Origin of the sequence: Haemophilus influenzae, assembly GCF_001457655.1 — a bacterium.
Taxonomy (GTDB): Bacteria; Pseudomonadota; Gammaproteobacteria; order Enterobacterales; family Pasteurellaceae; genus Haemophilus; species Haemophilus influenzae.
This window is the reverse complement of sequence record NZ_LN831035.1, coordinates 776636-795547: the sequence shown is the minus strand read 5'-3', so window position 1 is coordinate 795547 and position 18912 is coordinate 776636. Positions and strand designations below refer to the sequence as shown.

Annotated in this window: 17 protein-coding genes, 5 tRNA genes and 1 pseudogene; 10 read left to right on the top strand and 13 right to left on the bottom strand. The window is 38.1% G+C overall.

What is annotated here, in order from left to right; all coding sequences use genetic code 11:
* Positions 1-92: 92 nt before the first annotated feature.
* Positions 93-449: a dihydroneopterin aldolase gene (gene folB / locus AT683_RS04080; RefSeq protein ID WP_050846032.1), complete on the bottom strand. Its 357-nt coding sequence runs from the start codon at positions 447-449 to the stop codon at positions 93-95.
* 82 nt (positions 450-531) lie between these two features.
* Here folB and plsY point away from each other — a divergent pair, with 82 nt between their 5' ends.
* From plsY to rpoH, 4 genes are all read left to right on the top strand, one after another.
* The gene (gene plsY, locus AT683_RS04075; RefSeq protein WP_050838121.1) at positions 532-1131 is read left to right on the top strand and encodes a glycerol-3-phosphate 1-O-acyltransferase PlsY; all 600 of its coding nucleotides are present in this window, start codon (positions 532-534) and stop codon (positions 1129-1131) included.
* A gap of 40 nt (positions 1132-1171) precedes the next feature.
* Positions 1172-2875, top strand: coding sequence for a nitrate/nitrite two-component system sensor histidine kinase NarQ (gene narQ / locus AT683_RS04070; RefSeq protein WP_058222188.1), 1704 nt, complete (start codon positions 1172-1174; stop codon positions 2873-2875).
* Positions 2876-2884: 9 nt separating this feature from the next.
* The gene (murB, locus tag AT683_RS04065; RefSeq protein ID WP_011271957.1) at positions 2885-3910 is read left to right on the top strand and encodes a UDP-N-acetylmuramate dehydrogenase; all 1026 of its coding nucleotides are present in this window, start codon (positions 2885-2887) and stop codon (positions 3908-3910) included.
* Between the two features lie 125 nt (positions 3911-4035).
* Positions 4036-4881, top strand: a complete 846-nt coding sequence (gene rpoH / locus AT683_RS04060; RefSeq protein WP_005694033.1) for an RNA polymerase sigma factor RpoH — start codon at positions 4036-4038, stop codon at positions 4879-4881.
* 39 nt (positions 4882-4920) lie between these two features.
* Here the strand turns inward: rpoH and AT683_RS04055 are convergent.
* The 6 genes and pseudogenes from AT683_RS04055 to gltX form a co-directional block, all read right to left on the bottom strand.
* Positions 4921-5348 (bottom strand): annotated as a pseudogene (locus AT683_RS04055) (tRNA-dihydrouridine synthase).
* Positions 5348-6214 (bottom strand): co-chaperone DjlA, encoded by an 867-nt coding sequence (djlA, locus tag AT683_RS04050; protein ID WP_005686695.1) that lies wholly within the window; start codon positions 6212-6214, stop codon positions 5348-5350. The pseudogene AT683_RS04055 and the gene djlA overlap by 1 nt, the downstream one beginning before the upstream one ends.
* Before the next feature lie 78 nt (positions 6215-6292).
* Positions 6293-6934, bottom strand: a complete 642-nt coding sequence (gene pyrE, locus AT683_RS04045; RefSeq protein ID WP_005644452.1) for an orotate phosphoribosyltransferase — start codon at positions 6932-6934, stop codon at positions 6293-6295.
* 23 nt (positions 6935-6957) lie between these two features.
* Complete coding sequence (rph, locus tag AT683_RS04040; protein WP_005632808.1) at positions 6958-7674, bottom strand: ribonuclease PH; 717 nt, start codon at positions 7672-7674, stop codon at positions 6958-6960.
* 144 nt (positions 7675-7818) lie between these two features.
* Positions 7819-7894 (bottom strand) — tRNA-Ala (locus AT683_RS04035).
* An 80-nt stretch (positions 7895-7974) separates the two neighbouring features.
* Positions 7975-9417, bottom strand: coding sequence for a glutamate--tRNA ligase (gltX, locus tag AT683_RS04030; protein WP_011271958.1), 1443 nt, complete (start codon positions 9415-9417; stop codon positions 7975-7977).
* A 170-nt stretch (positions 9418-9587) separates the two neighbouring features.
* Here gltX and AT683_RS04025 point away from each other — a divergent pair.
* From AT683_RS04025 to lpt6, 5 genes are all read left to right on the top strand, one after another.
* Positions 9588-9663, top strand: a tRNA-Val gene (locus AT683_RS04025).
* A gap of 43 nt (positions 9664-9706) precedes the next feature.
* A tRNA-Val gene (locus AT683_RS04020) sits at positions 9707-9782 on the top strand.
* A 58-nt stretch (positions 9783-9840) separates the two neighbouring features.
* Positions 9841-9916: transfer RNA gene (locus AT683_RS04015), tRNA-Val, on the top strand.
* Positions 9917-9968: 52 nt separating this feature from the next.
* Positions 9969-10044 (top strand) — tRNA-Val (locus AT683_RS04010).
* Between the two features lie 122 nt (positions 10045-10166).
* A complete protein-coding gene (lpt6, locus tag AT683_RS04005) occupies positions 10167-11822 on the top strand; it encodes a phosphoethanolamine transferase Lpt6 (RefSeq protein ID WP_011271959.1) in 1656 nt (551 codons plus the stop codon).
* A 17-nt stretch (positions 11823-11839) separates the two neighbouring features.
* On the opposite strand, the gene AT683_RS04000 is transcribed toward lpt6, so the two are convergent.
* From AT683_RS04000 to AT683_RS03990, 3 genes are read right to left on the bottom strand one after another with little or no spacing between them, the layout of a single operon-like run.
* Complete coding sequence (locus tag AT683_RS04000; RefSeq protein WP_005648916.1) at positions 11840-12649, bottom strand: virulence factor BrkB family protein; 810 nt, start codon at positions 12647-12649, stop codon at positions 11840-11842.
* Complete coding sequence (locus AT683_RS03995; protein ID WP_005648917.1) at positions 12646-13131, bottom strand: YchJ family protein; 486 nt, start codon at positions 13129-13131, stop codon at positions 12646-12648. Before AT683_RS03995 ends, AT683_RS04000 begins: the two co-directional genes overlap by 4 nt.
* A 2-nt stretch (positions 13132-13133) precedes the next feature.
* Entirely contained in the window at positions 13134-13796 is a 663-nt protein-coding gene (locus AT683_RS03990; RefSeq protein WP_005648919.1) for an MOSC domain-containing protein, read from the bottom strand.
* Between the two features lie 236 nt (positions 13797-14032).
* Here AT683_RS03990 and udp point away from each other — a divergent pair, with 236 nt between their 5' ends.
* A complete protein-coding gene (udp, locus tag AT683_RS03985; RefSeq protein WP_005648921.1) occupies positions 14033-14791 on the top strand; it encodes a uridine phosphorylase in 759 nt (252 codons plus the stop codon).
* Between the two features lie 225 nt (positions 14792-15016).
* Here the strand turns inward: udp and AT683_RS03980 are convergent, their stop codons facing one another.
* From AT683_RS03980 to menD, 3 genes are read right to left on the bottom strand one after another with little or no spacing between them, the layout of a single operon-like run.
* Complete coding sequence (locus AT683_RS03980; protein WP_011271961.1) at positions 15017-16333, bottom strand: MFS transporter; 1317 nt, start codon at positions 16331-16333, stop codon at positions 15017-15019.
* Positions 16334-16388: 55 nt separating this feature from the next.
* The gene (gene menH / locus AT683_RS03975; RefSeq protein ID WP_011271962.1) at positions 16389-17132 is read right to left on the bottom strand and encodes a 2-succinyl-6-hydroxy-2,4-cyclohexadiene-1-carboxylate synthase; all 744 of its coding nucleotides are present in this window, start codon (positions 17130-17132) and stop codon (positions 16389-16391) included.
* A gap of 60 nt (positions 17133-17192) precedes the next feature.
* Positions 17193-18899, bottom strand: coding sequence for a 2-succinyl-5-enolpyruvyl-6-hydroxy-3-cyclohexene-1-carboxylic-acid synthase (gene menD / locus AT683_RS03970; protein ID WP_011271963.1), 1707 nt, complete (start codon positions 18897-18899; stop codon positions 17193-17195).
* Positions 18900-18912 lie beyond the last annotated feature (13 nt).

Below are 18912 nucleotides of genomic sequence, written 5' to 3'. Positions count from 1 at the left end.
TTCAGAACACAAGGTAAAAGTGTAAAGCCAATCTGACAGACACCAATTAAATTGCGTGCCTGTCAGATTTTTTAATAGCCATTGTCGCTACATTATTTTAAACAACCACGAACAACCAACACGCCAACATTTCTAGCTTGTGCGACAGCTTTTGGTTTACTCAGTTTAATTTTTAATCCTTGAAGTTGATAACGTGATTCAAGCAACTCTGCCACTTCATAAGCCACTCGCTCAATCAACAAGAAAGGTTTACTTTCCACATAATCAATTATCACTTGGCTCACTTCAGCATAATTTAAACAATATGCAACATCATCCGTTTCTGCTGCTTGTTTACAATCCCACGCCATTTCCAAATCAAACACGAGTTTTTGCTTTATTTGCTGTTCCCAATCATATACACCGATTTGTGCAAAAACAGTCAATTCTTCAATAAAAATACGATCCATAAGGTTTCCTCTAAAATTATTGTAGGCGTATGCTATCAACTTTGGGTAAAATAACGAACAGTTTTTCTTGCTGGAGTACAAAATGAGCCTTTTCGCCCTTTTTTATATGCTTTTTGCCTATCTTTTAGGCTCTATTTCCAGTGCGATTTTAATTTGTCGCCTTACTGGATTGCCTGATCCTCGTCAAAATGGTTCACACAATCCTGGTGCGACGAATGTATTACGTATTGGAAATCGTAAGTCTGCCTTGGCGGTGCTTATTTTTGATATGTTAAAAGGGATGATTCCTGTATGGGCAGGTTATTATTTAGGTTTAACCCAATTTGAATTAGGGATGGTCGCACTTGGTGCTTGTTTAGGGCATATTTTCCCCATTTTCTTTCAATTTAAAGGTGGCAAAGGTGTTGCAACTGCCTTTGGAGCAATCGCACCGATTTCTTGGGCTGTTGCAGGTTCAATGTTTGGTACTTGGATCCTTGTTTTTCTTATTAGTGGCTATTCTTCATTAAGTGCGGTACTTACGGCGTTACTCGTGCCTTTTTATGTGTGGTGGTTTAAACCAGAATTTACTTTTCCTGTTGCCTTGGTATGTTGCCTATTAATTTATCGTCATCACGATAACATTCAACGCTTATGGCGTGGTCAAGAAGATAAAGTTTGGGCTAAATTTAAAAAGAAATAAAAATTCTACCGCACTTTTTTAATTTCCACTGGAGTTTTCTGTGCATACCAAGCGTTCTGTTTCAACTCGTATTGCTAAATATTTATTTATTATTTTAATTGTTGCTGGCGTGATTAGTTCTCTGAGTTTAGCGATTATAAGTAGTAATAAATATGATGCGAAAGCTATTAATATTTCTGGTTCATTACGAATGCAAAGTTATCGTTTGCTTTATGAAATGCAAGACCAACCAGGAAGCGTGGAAACGAACTTACGTCGTTATCATATAAGTCTTCATTCATCTGCTTTATTGGAAGTTCAAAATCAATTTTTCACACCGAATGTATTAAAACATTCCTATCAAAACATTTTGCAACGTTGGACGAACATGGAAAAATATGCACGCCAACAGGATGTAAAAAACTATAGTAAGCAGCTTACTAACTATGTTGCAGATGTTGATTATTTTGTGTTTGAATTACAACGTTTTAGTGAGCAGAAATGGATTTTAGGCGTTTCAGTATTAGGTTTTGCGATGTTGTTAATTTTGCTGATGGTGTCTTATGTGATTTGGTACACAAACCGAGAAGTTGTGAAACCTTTGCATTTAATGACAAAAGCCAGTATGCAAGTGCAAATGCGTCAATTCAATCATATTCCACTTGACACAAGGAAACAAAATGAACTTGGCACACTGGCTCGCGTATTTACACAAATGTCCACAGAACTGGGACAGCTTTATTCGCGTTTAGAAGAAGCGGTAAACGAAAAAACGCAAAAGTTGCGTCAAACTAACCGCACTTTAAGCACTCTTTATCAAAGTGCTCAACTTCTGAATACAAACACAATTAACGATAAAATTTTAAATCAAGTTTTGCATTACATTTTTATTAGCGACCATTTGAACTTCGTTAAAGTGGAAGTGATGGGGGCTGAACATTGGGATATTACATTGGGTAAGCAAGATGCTAATAATGAACTACAAATCGAAACCCTTTCTGTGGATAACGAAGAATTAGGTGTACTGTCTTGGCAAGCAGGATTACCTTGTCCAGATCCCCGAATTATGCAAAATTTAGCGCAAATGCTTGCTCGTGCGCTTTATTTCCATAAAAATTTACGTCAGAAAGAACAGATTTTATTAATGGAAGAACGCTCAATTATTGCGCGAGAGTTGCACGATTCTTTGGCTCAAGTCTTATCATTTTTACAAATTCAACTTACTTTGCTCAAACATAACCTGAAGAAAGAAGACGAACAATCAAAAGAAAAGAGTTTGGCAATTATTGCCAATTTTGAACAAGCCCTTTCTGGTGGTTATGCACAGTTACGTGAGCTTTTAGCCACTTTCCGTTTAACTATACAAGAAGCGAATTTACAGCTTGCACTAAAACAAGTGATTGATTCATTACGCTCACAAACAACAATGCAAATGAATGTGAATTGTCAATTACCATCGCAAAGTTTGAACCCTCAACAGCTGGTTCACGTTCTGCAAATTGTACGTGAAGCCACCACCAATGCGATCAAACATTCTCAAGGCACGGTAATTGAAATTAGCGCAAGAATTAATGCGGAAGGCGAGTATGAAATTTTAGTTGAAGATGATGGGGTTGGCATTCCAAACCTTGAGGAGCCTGAAGGGCATTACGGCTTGAATATTATGGCGGAACGTTGCCGTCAGCTTAATGCACAATTGCATATTCATCGCCGAGAACAAGGCGGCACACAAGTCAAAATTACCTTGCCACATACATTATATTAGGACATCAAAATGCAAAATTTACAACCTTTTCACACTTTCCACATTCAGTCTAATGCTCGTGAAATTATTGAAGCACATAGTATCGAACAGCTACAACAAGTGTGGGCGAATTCTAAATCAGAAAATTTACCCGTACTTTTTTTAGGTCAAGGCAGTAATGTTCTGTTTCTGGATGATTTTAATGGCGTGGTGGTTTTAAATCGTTTAATGGGGATTACGCACGAACAAGATGCAAATTTTCACTATCTTCACGTCAATGGCGGCGAAAATTGGCATAAATTGGTGGAATGGTCTATTAATAATGGTATTTATGGCTTAGAAAATCTGGCTTTAATTCCTGGCTGTGCAGGATCTGCGCCTATTCAAAATATCGGTGCTTATGGCGTTGAATTTAAAGATGTGTGCGATTATGTGGATGTACTTAATTTAAACACGAATGAAACCTTTAGACTCGACACAGAACAATGTGAATTTGGTTATCGTGAAAGTACTTTTAAACATCGTTATCAGCAAGGTTACGTGATTACAGCGGTTGGATTAAAGCTTAAAAAAGATTGGCAGCCTATTCTAAAATATGGTTCGCTTGTAGACTTCGATCCAAAAACTATCACGGCTAAACAAATTTTTGATGAAGTCTGTCATATCCGTCAAAGTAAATTACCTGATCCAAATGAAACGGGTAATGCAGGGAGTTTCTTTAAAAATCCAGTTGTCAGTTCAGAACATTTTGAGGAAATCAAAAAACATCACAAAAATCTACCGCACTTTCCACAAGCAGATGGCTCAGTGAAATTAGCGGCAGGCTGGCTGATTGATCAATGTAATCTTAAAGGTTTTCAAATAGGAGGGGCTGCGGTTCATAAAAAACAAGCATTAGTGTTAATTAACAAAAGTGGGGCAACAGGACAAGACGTAGTTAAACTTGCCCATCACGTTCGCCAAACTGTTGCAGAAAAATTCGGTGTATATTTGCAACCTGAAGTAAGATTTATCAGTGCAACTGGCGAAGTAAATAGCGAGCAAATTATCACGTAATTTTATAATAATTGAACTTTCAATTGATAAAATCTGTCTTATTGACAAATTAGTTCAATAAGATAGCTTATTGTGCTATAACTAAGTACATTGATTGGCAAAAGCCAAAATAAAGAAGGGAAACGATGGATAAAGAAACACAAATGATGTTAGTTCCTCAAGGCAGTATCGAAGGTTATATTCGTGCAGCAAATGAATATCCGATGCTGACCGCAGAGGAAGAAAAGGAATTGGCAGAACGTTTGTATTATCACGAGGATTTAGATGCAGCGAAAAAACTCATTTTGTCGCATCTTCGTTTCGTGATCCATGTTGCACGTGGCTATTCTGGCTATGGTTTGCCACAAGCTGACTTAATCCAAGAGGGCAATATCGGTTTAATGAAAGCGGTCAAACGTTTTAACCCTGAAGTTGGTGTACGCTTGGTGTCATTCGCCGTGCATTGGATTAAAGCTGAGATCCACGAATATGTTCTTCGTAACTGGCGTATCGTAAAAGTCGCAACCACGAAAGCTCAACGTAAATTATTTTTCAACCTACGTAAAACTAAACAACGTTTAGGTTGGTTCAATGAAAATGAAGTTGATATGGTCGCAAATGAATTGGGTGTTTCCAAAGAAGATGTGATCGAAATGGAGTCTCGAATGAGCGGTGCGGATGTCGGTTTTGATTTACCTACTGATGATGCAGAAACAGAGACCTATTCTCCAGCCCTTTATTTGGAAGATAAAAGTTCTAATTTCGCAGCAGAGCTTGAAAATGAAAACTTTGAAAGCCAAGCAACCGAGCAATTAGGTGCAGCGTTACAAAGTCTAGATGCACGTAGTCAGGATATTATCAAAGCTCGTTGGTTAGATGATAACAAAGCCACATTGCACGATTTGGCAGCAAAATATAATGTCTCTGCGGAACGTATTCGTCAATTAGAAACTAATGCACTGAAAAAATTAAAAAGTGCGGTGAATTTTTAAATAATTTAGAAAAAGAAAACCTGCTGATTAGCAGGTTTTTTATTTCTCATTTAACCGTAATTTCAAATCTTCAGCAGTTTGGCAGGTCTTAATCTTATCAAACACTTGGTTCGCCTCGTCATATTCCTTATTCAAATAACGTAACCACTGTTTAATTCGTGCCACATGGTAAAAACCGCTGTCATATTCATTTTCGACATTAGCATATTTTTGCAAGATTTTTTGAATCTCATACCAAGGCATTCTGGATGCTGCCCTAGCAACTGCACTCGCACAGGCGTACCAGAAGAAGTAAAGCCCTGATTTTTTAATTCAGGGCATAAACGATAAAATACTTTTTCAGGGAGAAATTGATCAACTACGCGAACAAATTCTGTTATACATAAATCGTAGTCATTCACTTCGGTGAGAAGTTGGCGTACAAAGGGATCTAGAACCCCTTGCATAGGCGCAAGAATAACACGCACTATTTCCAGCCTTTTGCTTTACAAATTAAATCGTAAGCGGCTTGAATCTGTTGAGTTTTTTCTTTTGCCATTTCCATCATTTCTGGCGGTAAACCTTTCGCCACAAGTTTATCTGGATGATGTTCATTCATTAAACGACGATAAGCACGCTTAACCGTGCTTTGCTCGTCGGACTCAGTCACACCCAATACTTTATAGGCATCATTTAAAGTTGGGCCAGAAGCATGTTGGTAACCACCACTATTTTGTTGTTGATATTGGTAGCCACCTTGATATGCACCTTGTTGATATTGCTGATAAAAACCGCCTTGAGTAAAAGCTCGAGCAGCCATTTCCATCGCAATCATTTGTTCAAATTGCATACGAGAAAGCCCAAGTTCTTCAGCGATCACATAAAGCACTTCTTTCTCATTTTCGTGAAGTTCTGAATCGGCAAAAGCCGCTTGAACTTGCACTTGTAAGAACATTCGCAATAAATCAGCACGTTGCCCACAACCAATGCGAAATTCACGGATAACTTGACGAATCGGGAAATCAGATTCTTTACCACGACGAAACGCATCTTGCGCTAATTTACGCCCAGCATCATCCAGTTTAAGCTGAATCATTAATTGATTAGCTAATTGAATATCTTCTTCTGTTACACGCCCTTTCGATTTACTTAAATGTCCTAACACCGCAAAGGTGGTTTGCATAAACAAGTCTTGACGTGTTGTTTTCTTTTTAAAGAAACTAGAACTTACCGAGCCAAGCTCATACAATTTTTTATCTGCAATAGAGCCTAAAATGAGACCAGCAATCGCACCAAAAAATCCACCAACTTTCCAACCTAAAAATACGCCTATAATTTTCCCAATAAATCCCATTCTTTCCCCTGTTAAGTCAAAGTGCGGTTATTTTTATAATGTTATTTATAATGATGATAAAAATTTATTTCTCAAGTTTTATACGCCAAATTCGGCACGATAAGCACGCATTTCTGGCAAATGGCTACTGTATCGAGGATCTTGTTCGATAAATTGCATCAAATCATCTAAATCAATGATTGATAGCACTTGGCATTGATAATCACGTTCTACTTCTTGAATTGCAGAAAGCTCGCCTTTTCCTCGTTCCTTACGGTTTAGAGCGATCAATACCGCCGCAAGCTCTGCCTTATTTGCACTGATTAATTCCATAGATTCACGAATTGCAGTGCCAGCCGTAATCACGTCATCCACAAGCAAAATTTTTCCTTGCAATGGGCTACCAATTAAATTGCCGCCCTCTCCGTGATCTTTCACTTCTTTGCGATTAAAACACACGGGTTTATCAATACCATAACGATTAAATAACGCCACCGAAACTGAAGTGCCAATTGGAATGCCTTTGTAAGCAGGGCCAAAAACCACATCAAAATCTACCGCACTTGCTTGAATTGCCGCAGCATAGAACTCGCCTAAACGCGCTAAATCTGCCCCCGTATTGAACAAACCTGCATTAAAGAAATACGGACTTTTACGCCCCGATTTCAAAGTAAACTCGCCGAATTTCAATACATTTCGGCTTAAAGCAAATTCGATAAAATCGCGTTTATATTGTTCCATTTTTTAACTCCTATAAACTGTGTTTATAAGCCTAACGCTTCGCGTTGAGCGATAAAAATTTGATTACAGCCTTGTTTCGCTAAATCTAATAATGTTAATAATTCTTCATGGCTAAATGGCTCGCCTTCTGCAGTGCCTTGCACCTCAATCATTCGACCATCTTCCATCATCACAACATTCATATCGGTTTCCGCTGCAGAATCTTCCACATATTCCAAATCACAAACAGCTTGACCATCAACAATCCCTACAGAAATTGCCGAAACTAGCCCTTTAATTGGATTAGTTTTTAACGTGCCATTCTCAATTAAACCATTGATCGCATCACATAATGCGACTGCAGCACCAGTAATGGATGCAGTTCGTGTGCCGCCATCCGCTTGAATAACATCACAATCTAAAGTAATCGCACGTTCACCCAGTGCTTTAAGATCCACCATGGCGCGCAAAGAGCGGGCAATTAAGCGTTGAATTTCCATTGTGCGTCCACCTTGTTTACCTTTAGCCGCCTCACGTTGCATACGACTATGTGTTGAACGTGGCAACATTCCATATTCAGCCGTTACCCAACCTTGCCCTTGTCCTTTTAAGAAACGTGGCACAGCATCTTCCACTGTTGCAGTACAAAGCACTTTGGTGTCCCCAAATTCAACAAGCACAGAACCTTCAGCATGCTTGGTGTAGTTACGGGTAATTTTAATTTGGCGGGGTTGATTATTTTCTCGATTATTTGGACGCATAATTATTCCTTGATATGATTTCGAACGATGTAATAAAAAAGCGCACTATTCTAGCACGCTTTAGTTTTTATTTTTGTTAAAATTCGCTAAGATATTGATTATTGATAATAAAAAAGCAAGGTAAATAACCTTGCTTTATTAATTTGGTGGAGATAATCGGGATCGAACCGACGACCTCTTGAATGCCATTCAAGCGCTCTCCCAACTGAGCTATATCCCCATAAAAGACAGCGACATGATAAAATTTGACTATGTGGCTGTCAATACGATTTTATTATGCGTTTGTTATCCGATTAAATATTAAGCGTTTTGTGCATGAATAAAATCAATAGCGCGCTGAATACGCACAAGTACGCGATCTCTGCCGATACCGACTAGGGTAACATCCATTGATGGCGATTGACCAGAACCTGTCACAGCGACACGTAATGGCATGCCAACTTTACCCATGCCCACTTCTAGTTCAGCAGCTGTTTGCTCAATGGCTTCGTGAATAGAATGTAAATTCCAGCTAGAAAGTGCGGTTAATTTTTCTTTCACTTTTGCAAGCGCTTCAGCAGCATTGCCTTTGAAATGTTTTTTCGCTGCGGCTTCATCAAAGGTTTCAAACTCTTCAAAGAAGTAGCGGCTTGAACTTGCCATTTCTTTTAAGGTTTTGCAACGTTCCGCAAGCATGGAGACAATATCAGTTAATGCAGGACCATTGCTTGTATCAATGCTTTGATCTTTGTAATGCCATTCAAGATGTTTAGCCACATATTCTGGCGGTAATTCGCGGATATAATGTTGATTCAACCATTGTAATTTTTCGGTATTAAATGCGCTAGCTGATTTGCTAACGTGATCTAATTCGAAATAGTTGATCATTTCTTCGCGACTAAAAATTTCTTGGTCGCCATGTCCCCAGCCTAAACGAACAAGATAGTTAATTAAAGCTTCGGGTAAGTAACCATCATCACGATATTGCATTACGCTCACTGCGCCATGTCGTTTAGAGAGTTTTTGACCATCATCGCCATTAATCATAGAAACGTGTGCATAGGTTGGAATTGGGGCACCAATCGCTTTTAAAATGTTAATTTGACGAGGCGTGTTGTTGATATGATCTTCGCCACGTACAACATGTGTGATACCCATGTCCCAGTCATCTACAACTACACAGAAGTTATAAGTTGGAGAACCGTCTGTGCGGCGAATAATAAGATCATCAAGCTCACTGTTGCTGATTTCAATACGGCCACGTACGGCATCATCAAATACTACCGAGCCTTCAGTTGGATTTTTAAAACGTACAACATGGGGTTCATCAGGTGAATGGTTGTGATCGTGTAAGCAGTGACGGTCATAACGTGGTTTTTCTTTATTTTGTTCTTGAGTATGACGAAGTTCTTCTAAGTGTTCTTTAGTACAATAACAACGATATGCTAAGCCTTGTTCAATCATTTCATCGATCACTTGGTTATAACGATCAAAGCGTTTAGTTTGGTAATAAGGGCCATGCTCCCACGGAAGATTTAACCATTCCATGCCTTCAATAATGGCAGCCGTTGCTTCTGGTGTTGAACGCTCTAAATCAGTGTCTTCAATTCGTAATACAAATTCGCCGTTATTATGTTTTGCGTATAACCAAGAATAAAGTGCGGTACGTGCGCCACCTACATGTAAATAACCTGTAGGGCTAGGAGCAAAACGAGTACGCACTTTTACATTTGGATCTAAATTAAAAGGAGCATCTAGTTTCATCTTTATAACCTATCTTCAATAAAATATTAGTCGTTATTCTACTACGACTTGTTTGACTTCTAAATAAAAAAGCGGATTTTATGCTTATTTTTACGACAATTAAACAAAATTTAATAAAAAGGTATTGACTGAAAATGCATTCTCCCTATAATGCCAACCCACAACATTAAGGGCGATTAGCTCAGTTGGGAGAGCACCTCCCTTACAAGGAGGGGGTCACTGGTTCGAGACCGGTATCGCCCACCACTTCTCTAAAAAGTGTTCTTAATGTTACTAAGTTTGACCAAGCGGGCGATTAGCTCAGTTGGGAGAGCACCTCCCTTACAAGGAGGGGGTCACTGGTTCGAGACCGGTATCGCCCACCACTTTTCTAAAGTGTCCTTTCCGCTCAAACTTTCCCTTTATATTTAAACGCTTTCTAGTGGGCGATTAGCTCAGTTGGGAGAGCACCTCCCTTACAAGGAGGGGGTCACTGGTTCGAGACCGGTATCGCCCACCACTTAAAAGTGTTTAAATAAACCGAAAATTTAAGGTTTTGCCTTAATATTATCGGGCGATTAGCTCAGTTGGGAGAGCACCTCCCTTACAAGGAGGGGGTCACTGGTTCGAGACCGGTATCGCCCACCACTTTATTTTCAAATTATCCAAATAATTTTCTTTTCCCGTTCAATCCATTACGTTTACGTGATAAAGTGCGCAGGCATTGTCATATCTAATTTTAAACTGTTTATATATCATAGGGAAAATTTATGATCGCTTATATTTTCTTAGCTTTATTCACGATTGCGGCAGTGATTTTTATTGTAAACTCCCATTATCGTTGGACTTATTTCTTTGCTATTACGCTTTTTACTTTTTTATTTGGCGGCATGCTTATGGTTTCCAGCCAATGGCAACGTGCTTTAAATTTTTCATCAGTGCTTTTTGTAGTGCTGATGTTATTTCATCGTTTAAAAATTCATTATTACAAACAGCCTTTGTTAATTTCAGATTTCTTTCTTGTGGTGGATTGGCGAAATTGGGAAACCTTAATTCATTATAAAGGTGCGTTGTTTGGCGTTATTGGGCTACTGGCGTTATTAGGTTATGCGATTTTTGGTTTTAATGATGTCGAGTCTTTAGGGGTATTGGGTAACAGCATTGGTGCTTTATTGTTTATCGTTAGCTTTAGCTTGATGTGGCATTATTCTAAAAATCCAAGTGCGGTGCAAGTTTGGTTAGATTCTTTGCCTGATGATGGTCGTGATGTGTTTTTAAATTTACCAATGTCTTGTCGCGGTATTTTTTTCAAAGTGCCAAATTTTGATGGCAATAGCCAAAATTTTATTGAAAAAATGACCGCACTTTCATCTGATACAAACAACCTATCTGAAACAAAACCCGATATTGTTGTAACATTAATGGAATCCACGCTGAACCCTCATCAATTTGCTTTTAGTCAGCAATCTATTCCACCACTTTCCATGTTTGAGTCTCAAAGTGATACAGTATTTGCTTCGCCGTTGCGTGTACATACTTTTGCTGGTGCAACGTGGAAATCAGAATTTGCTTTTTTAGCCGGTGTACCTTCAACCGATTTTGGTGCGTTAGCAAGTGGCGTTTTTTATTCTGTTGTACCGCACTTGCAATCAGGTTTAGTGAAAAATCTAAAAGCACAAGGATATTTTTGTGTTGCTTTGTCGCCTTTTACAAAAGGTAATTACAATGCGAAATCCGCTTATGATCATTTCGGTTTTGATTTAATGTTACAGCCGCAAGATCTTGGTTATCCTGCGCCTATTAGTAAAAATCTTTGGGATATTAGTAGTGAAGAAATGATGAAGTACACCCGAATGATTTTAGAAAAGCAGCATCCTGCACTAGAAAATGTAGATCAGCCAATGTTTGTTTATGTATTGACTATGCGAGAACATGGCCCATACGAATTGGGCATGGAAAATATATTTAATCTTCAAATGCCTAATTTAGGGGCTAAAAGTATTTCTGCATTGAATGACTATACTCAACGTATTGTTGCATTAAATGATGCGATTGAAGGAATGAATAACTATTTACAAGAACGTAAAAAGCCTTTTGTGCTAGGTTATTTCGGTGATCACCAAGTGGCATTTGATAATGCTATCCCTCCGAAGAAAGGGGATTATGCACAGCCCGATTATGTGACGCAATTTGTTGTAAGAAGTAATTATGCAAGTCAATTTAAGCAAGAACAAAAGTTTTTAGATCTTGCTTTTGCTGGAGGCGTCTTGATGAATGTAGCTGGATTATCAGCAGAAGATGAATTTATGAAAGCGAATATGGCAATGTGTAAACTAAGTCACGGAAAATTAGAAGATTCTTCTGATATTCAGCTACTCAATGATTATCGCCATTATTTATATCAAACATTGGCGATTGCCAGATAATTTTCTTAGATCGAGCATTATTGCTCGATCTGCTCGCCAATTTCATCTAAGGTTGAAGCTAATTGTGCACCAACTAATACCACAAGCCAACTTATTTGAATCCACAATAACATAATTGGTAAAGTTGCCATTGCACCGTAAATTAATTGATAAGAGGGAAAAGTGACGACATACCAAGTAAATGCTTGTTTACCAAGAGTGAAAAAAATCGCGGCAAGAAATGCACCGTAAGCTGAATGCTTAATTTTCACTTTTTTATTCGGTACAACCGTATAAATAAGCGTAAAAATAAACCAAGTAAATAAAAAAGGCACAAAACTGAGCAATTTTAAGCCTAATGATAAATGTTCCGATTGCTCAAACATTATTTTAATATACGAACTAATCCCAATACTCACGCCAATAATAAGTGGGCCAAGTGTCAAAATCATCCAATAAATCGCAAAAGAAGAAAGCGGAGAGCGAGATTGACTATTGTGCCAAATACTATTTAGTGTTCGGTCGATGTTATTAATTAGCATCAAGGCAACGGCAATTAAACTCACAATTCCCACCGCACTCATTTTCTTTGAGTTTGATACAAATTGATCGATATATTCGCCCACCATATCACTCGCTGATGGTGCAAAATTAGTAAAAATCATTTCTTTTAATTCTCCCGTCACTTCATTGAATACAGGAAAAGCAGAGAAAATAGAAAAAATAACCATAACTAAAGGAACTATTGCTAACATTGTGCTATAAGTCAATGCACCAGCGACTTGATTAAGTTTATTTTCTGAAAAACGTTTCCAAAATAATAATCCAAAATTTTTTAATGAAATCATAGAAATCCCCCACAACAATGTTTAAATTTTTTACCAGAACCACATACACAAGGTTGTTTCATTGTCGGTAATGATACGGTCGGATCAACAAAATACCAACGGTTTTCAATTTTTACAAAAATTGACCGTTCTTGATGGGCTAGTTCTCCCTCTTCGCCTTGAAAAATCGCCTTAAATTCTACCGCACTTTGAGTTTTTGTAAGGCTTTCCGTTTTTAGAATTTCTAATCCTAGCCACGTAGTGTTGTCCGCCCATTCTTGCAATAACCTAGGCTTTAATAAAGTTTGTTGGCTTGGCGCAGTTGTTACAACAATATAGGGAATATTTTTTAACACATAAGCCGTATAACGTGAACGCATAAGTTGCTCTGCCGTTTCGGGAAATGCTTGTCTCAAATGAAATTTGCCACAACAATCTGCGTAATGATGACTAGATTGACATGGACAATTTTCTAAAGAAAGTGCGGTTGAAATTTCTGACATATTTATCCCTGTTGTTTGAATTTCGATATTTGCGATCGAATTGAGCGTTTAAAGGCTTCAGCTAATACTTCAATCTCTAATGCTGCATCTAATTCAGCTTCATTTTCGGGCGCAGATAACAAGCGATTTAAATGACGAATTGTTATTTGCGGATAAGGACGGGCGAGTAATTTTAGTTCATCCTTTTGCTTAATTGTTCCTGTTTCAATAATACGAACATACCATCCACTAAGCCCAGTTTGATAAACAATATCGCGAGTATCTTCGTTTTCCGTGTTTTTTGATAAACGCTCACAAGGTTTACGTGGTTGAGATACTTCTAAAATGGTTGAGCCGATTTGATAACGATCGCCAATACATACATTGTCTTCATTCAAGCCTGACACGACAAAATTTTCTCCGTATATCGCAGTATCCATATAAGAAAAATCTTTATTTAATAAAGTATTTAATTCATTAAAAGAATCTGCCGACATAAAAAAGAGAGCTTTATCTACACCACCGTGATGTTTTTTTAAACCAACATCGTTTCCTTCCGCACCAAGAGAATGAATTTTTACCGATGGCACAACTTTTTTACGAATCGCGCTTTCATACTGGCTTCCATCGGAAAAGGTTAGGGTTTCAACTTGTCCCACTTTTATAACTAAAATTTTTGCATTCATTTTATTTTTCGCTTGTTCTAGAAAAAATTTACGTGGAATTATAACCGAAAACGTTTAACTTTTTGACCGCACTTCTTTTTTTACTTATTATTCGTTATCAGAAAAACAAAAAAGAAATAATAAAAATGTTTGAAAGAGAAAAAAAATTTTCTAAAAATATTTTATTTCTTTTCTTGAAAATAAGATTTTTCCTAAGGGCGAAATCATCACGTTCAATGATAATAAGGAGATTTATTATGTCAGACGTATTCCACCTAAACCTCACTAAAGCACAACTTAAAGGTGCAACACTCGCTATTGTTCCTGGCGATCCTGCGCGTAGTGAGCGTATTGCGAAACAACTTGATAATCCAGAGTTTCTTACAAGCACGCGTGAATTTACATCGTGGTTAGGTTATATCAATGGTCAGCCTATTGTTGTATGTTCTACGGGTATTGGTGGCCCATCAACATCAATTTGTGTGGAAGAACTTGCTCAACTTGGTGTTCGCACTTTCTTACGTATTGGCACAACGGGGGCAATTCAACCGCACATTAATGTAGGCGATGTTCTTATCACAACTGCTGCTGTTCGCTTAGATGGTGCAAGCTGTCATTTTGTACCATTAGAATATCCAGCTGTGGCAAACTTTGAATGTACAACCGCACTTTATAATGCAGCGAAAGCAAAAGGTATTGAGCCTTATGTAGGTGTAACCGTATCATCTGATACATTCTATCCAGGTCAAGAACGTTACGATACTTATAGTGGTAAAGTATATCGTGATTACCAAGGTTTGCTTAAACAATGGCAAGATTTGAATGTCATGAATTACGAAATGGAATCTTCAACATTGTTTACTATGTGTAGCGCATTAGGTTTGCGTGCAGGAATGGTTGCAGGCGTGATTGTAAACCGCACTCAACAAGAAATTCCAAATGAAGCAACGATAAAACAAACAGAAGAAAAAGCGGTGTCTGTTGTGATCGCAGCTGCACAAGCGTTGTTAAGTTAAATTAATATTTATTTGAAACAATAAAACTTTATTTTATTCTGCACCTTAATTAGATTTATTTTCTAACGAAGTAAGGTGCAGATTTTTTTATTAATAAACTGCGATCTTCTGATCAATTTAATCAAAGTAGTCTATTTACTTGTTGGCATTGAAACCTAAACTTGATATAAGTTCTAAATAAACTACTTCTAAAGGCTAAATAACCTAAAATATTTACGACTAAAATTAGATTTCTGTTAAATCTACATTTTTAGTCTCTTTTGAGGCTAATAATGCCAAGAAAGTCATTAATGCATTGATTGCTAAATAAATTCCTACGCCCATTACACCGAATGACGCGTTAATTTTTAAAGAAATCATTGCTGCAATTGTTGCACCAATAATTGATGCTAAATTATACGCAAGAGAGGCACCTGAATAACGGACTTCTGTTGGGAATAATTCTGGTAATAGCGCAGCCATTGGACCAAATGTCATTCCCATAATCGCCATACCAATCACTAAAAATGCAAATACGCTAACTGGAGTGCCATTTTCTAAGAATAACGGCATTGCTAAACCAAGCACGCCGATAGCAATAGTCACCCAAATCAACCATTTACGACGACCGATTTTATCTGCATAAAAACCGGAAATACTGATAAAAATACCAAATACAATGGCACTAATTAATAACAAGCCAGTAAATGTATTTGCTGGGATTCCTAAACCAAGCGCATAACCTGCTTCAGAAAGCTTTGGCACGGTTCGAGAATATGCCTGTGCAAAAGCCGTCATAATGTAAAACAAAGAATAAGTTGCCACCATAATAAATGTACCAATGATCATTGGTTTTAAGTGTTTGGTAAACACAACACTCACTGGTGCATTCAATTTTTTGCCTTTTTGCTCTGCTTCCACAAATACGTGGCTTTCGTGCAAAGTTAAGCGAACATATAAACCAACTGCAACTAATAAAATGGAAGATACAAATGGAATACGCCACGCCCATTCAACAAGTGCATTATGACCAAGTAAATAGCTAGCTAAGAAGAACGTTCCATTAGCGACAAATAAACCAATTGGTGCGCCTAATTGAGGAAAAGTACCGTACCAAGCTCGTTTTCCTTCTGGTGCATTTTCTGTTGCGACTAACGCTGCACCTCCCCATTCTCCACCAAGTCCAATTCCTTGACCTACGCGACATACACAAAGCAAAATCGGTGCCCAGATACCAATTTGAGCATAATTAGGAAGTAAACCAATTACTACCGTTGAACCACCCATTAAAACAAGAGAGGCAACCAAGGTTTTTTTACGACCAATTTTATCGCCAAAGTGACCGAATAATGCCGAACCAATAGGACGCGCAAAAAATGCTAAAGCAAGCGTAGAAAGAGAAAGTAAATCATTAGAAAGCGGATCATCGCTATGAAAGAATTGCGTATTGAAAACTAATACAGCGGCAGCCGCATAGATATAATAATCAAAAAATTCGATTGCCGTACCGACCATCGAGGCTAACGCCACTTTCATCGGATTATTACGAAGTTGTGTAGACATTGTGTTTCCTTAGAAGTTTATTATAAAGAGAAAGGATTGAATCCTAGCATTTTAACTAAGGTCTAACAATTTTTAATATGCAATTTTCTATTTTTTTAGAGAAATATTTTGAGTTTTCTAAATGTGAGTTATGTCCAGCGCAGGGAATTGTCACTAAATCAATTTGATTTTCTTTGGCTAATACTTGGAACTTATGATCTCTTTCGCCACAAAAATAAAAAAATGGCAAAGAACTTAACCGCACTTTTTCACTAAAATCAGGTTGTTTGGATAGACTTGTCGCCAGCAGCATTTTGCCAATATTTTCCCCACAATTTGATTTTCGTTTTTCAACCAACTGTAATCTTTCTTCTGCAGTCAAATGAGAAAACACAGGTTGTTGATACCAATCATTCAACACTTTTTCTGGTGGTTCTTGTATAAAACGTTGCGCCCAAGCAAAATCCTGCTGAAAACGAGCCTGCTTTTCTTCGTCAGTTTTTAAACCTAGATTCGCTCCTTCTAAAATAACGCCTTGCAAATTAGATCGTTCCACCTGAGCTTTCAGCGCATAATACAAAGCGATCCTTCCACCTAGAGAATACCCAACAAGAAAATAGGGTTCATTTTTCACCGCACTTTTAATTTGCTTAGCCAAATACTCAGCCGTTTCTTCAAAATTTGTGACTTCAATATCTCTAGCTTGCCCGTGAAAAGGCAAATCTAGCGCAATACAATTAAAGTGCGGTAGATTTTCAATGACTTTTTGCCAGTCATTTTTTGTACCAAGAAGTCCGTGAAGAAAAATGATGTTTATCATTGAAGGGATTATTGATAGAAATAATAAAATATGGCGGACTAAAGCCCGCCTACAGAATATTTAAGCACCAATCACGGCGTGACTAATTTGATCGATTAAGCGTTTATACAAACTACTACCATCACTCGGATTCGTTTTAATTTCAATTAACGTTGCCTTGCGACGACTATAAGCCTGTTTAACAACGGAATTGAGATCCGCCCAAGTATAAGGATGAGCGTATTTGAGATCGAACATTGCCGCGATTTGAGAAAAATCGCCATTATGCGGTAATCGATAGAACTGATCTTTGACTTGTTCATCCACAGGTAACATATCAAAAATCGCACCACCATTATTATTGATCACAAAGATTAGCGTTGGTTGCGTAACATTTTTGAATAATGCGAAAGAATTTAGATCATATAAAGTGGACGTATCGCCAATCACCGCAACAACAGGTTTATTTGAACCAATACCTATTCCAGCAGCAGTAGCCAACAAACCATCAATTCCACTCGCACCACGATTGGTATAAACGGGATAACTTTCGGGTAATTGCGTTAGCGCATCAACCAGACGAACAAGTAAACTATTACCTAAAAATAAAACACCGTTATAAGGTAAAAGTGTTGGTAAACGTAATGCTAGCGAGGCTTCCGTTAAATTTCCGCCCACTTGCTGTTCAATAAAGGTCGCACAGAACTTAGATAAAGCTAACGGCTCAAGCAACCAAGGCTTTTGGCGTAAAGGTGGATGCGCACGTAACCAATGATGCGCTTTAGCATTGAATCTTGTCAATGAATGATGGTAAGGATCTAGTGCTTTACCGCTTTGTTCAACTAGCCAAAATTCCCCTTTAAACGCCTGCAAGAATTGATTAATGCGTTTACTAATAAAACGCGCGCCAAATTGAATCACAATATCAGCTTGTAGAAGTTTTTCACGAACAGTTTGGTTTGCTAGCCAAATATCTTCATAAGGCGTCGTTGGAACAACACCAGATTGAATATCCGTCAGTAACACCCAGCCCATAGCACTTGCCCAAGAATTAATGCCCATCGCTTGTTCTGCAGGTAATTGACCAACCACAACGACACCACGTTTGGTACGCCAATGATCCCAATTTTCATGCATTAATACTTCGTTTTGTTGGACTTCTACATTTATCCAAGACTTGTTTTGAATTAACCAGCGTTGTAACGGCTGTAGCCAACTATGGGAATTTACTTCCTCATCAGTTGCATCATAAAGTGGCTCGGTAAATGGCACATTAATATGAACAACGCCACCTTGTTGTTTTTGTTGGAAAGCTGCCTGTTCAAGTAGAGAAATCAACCACTGCGCAGAATAATCAGCGTTCGGTTTAGGTAAATTAACATTTGCAACTGGATACTGACCAAACATATTTTGTTGCAAAATAGCTTGATTTGCACCGCACTCCCAAAGTTCTGGTGGACGATCAGCAGTTAAAACAAATAAATTCACACCGGTTTGGCGCGCTTCAATAATTGCTGGATAAAGGTTTGCAGTCGCCGTGCCTGATGTCACAATAATGGCAACAGGTGATTGAGTTGCCTTAGCAATACCAAGTGCAAAAAAACCTAAACCGCGTTCATCAAAATGCGTATGACAAGTGACTGAACCTGCATTTTGCAAACGTACGGCTTCTAGAGTTAAAGGTGTCGAACGCGAACCTGGCGCGATACAAACGTGAGAAACGCCTTGGCGCACCAAGGTTTCTAAAATCACTTTCGACCAACAACGATTAAACACGCTTACCGACATTTTTTTTCTCCGT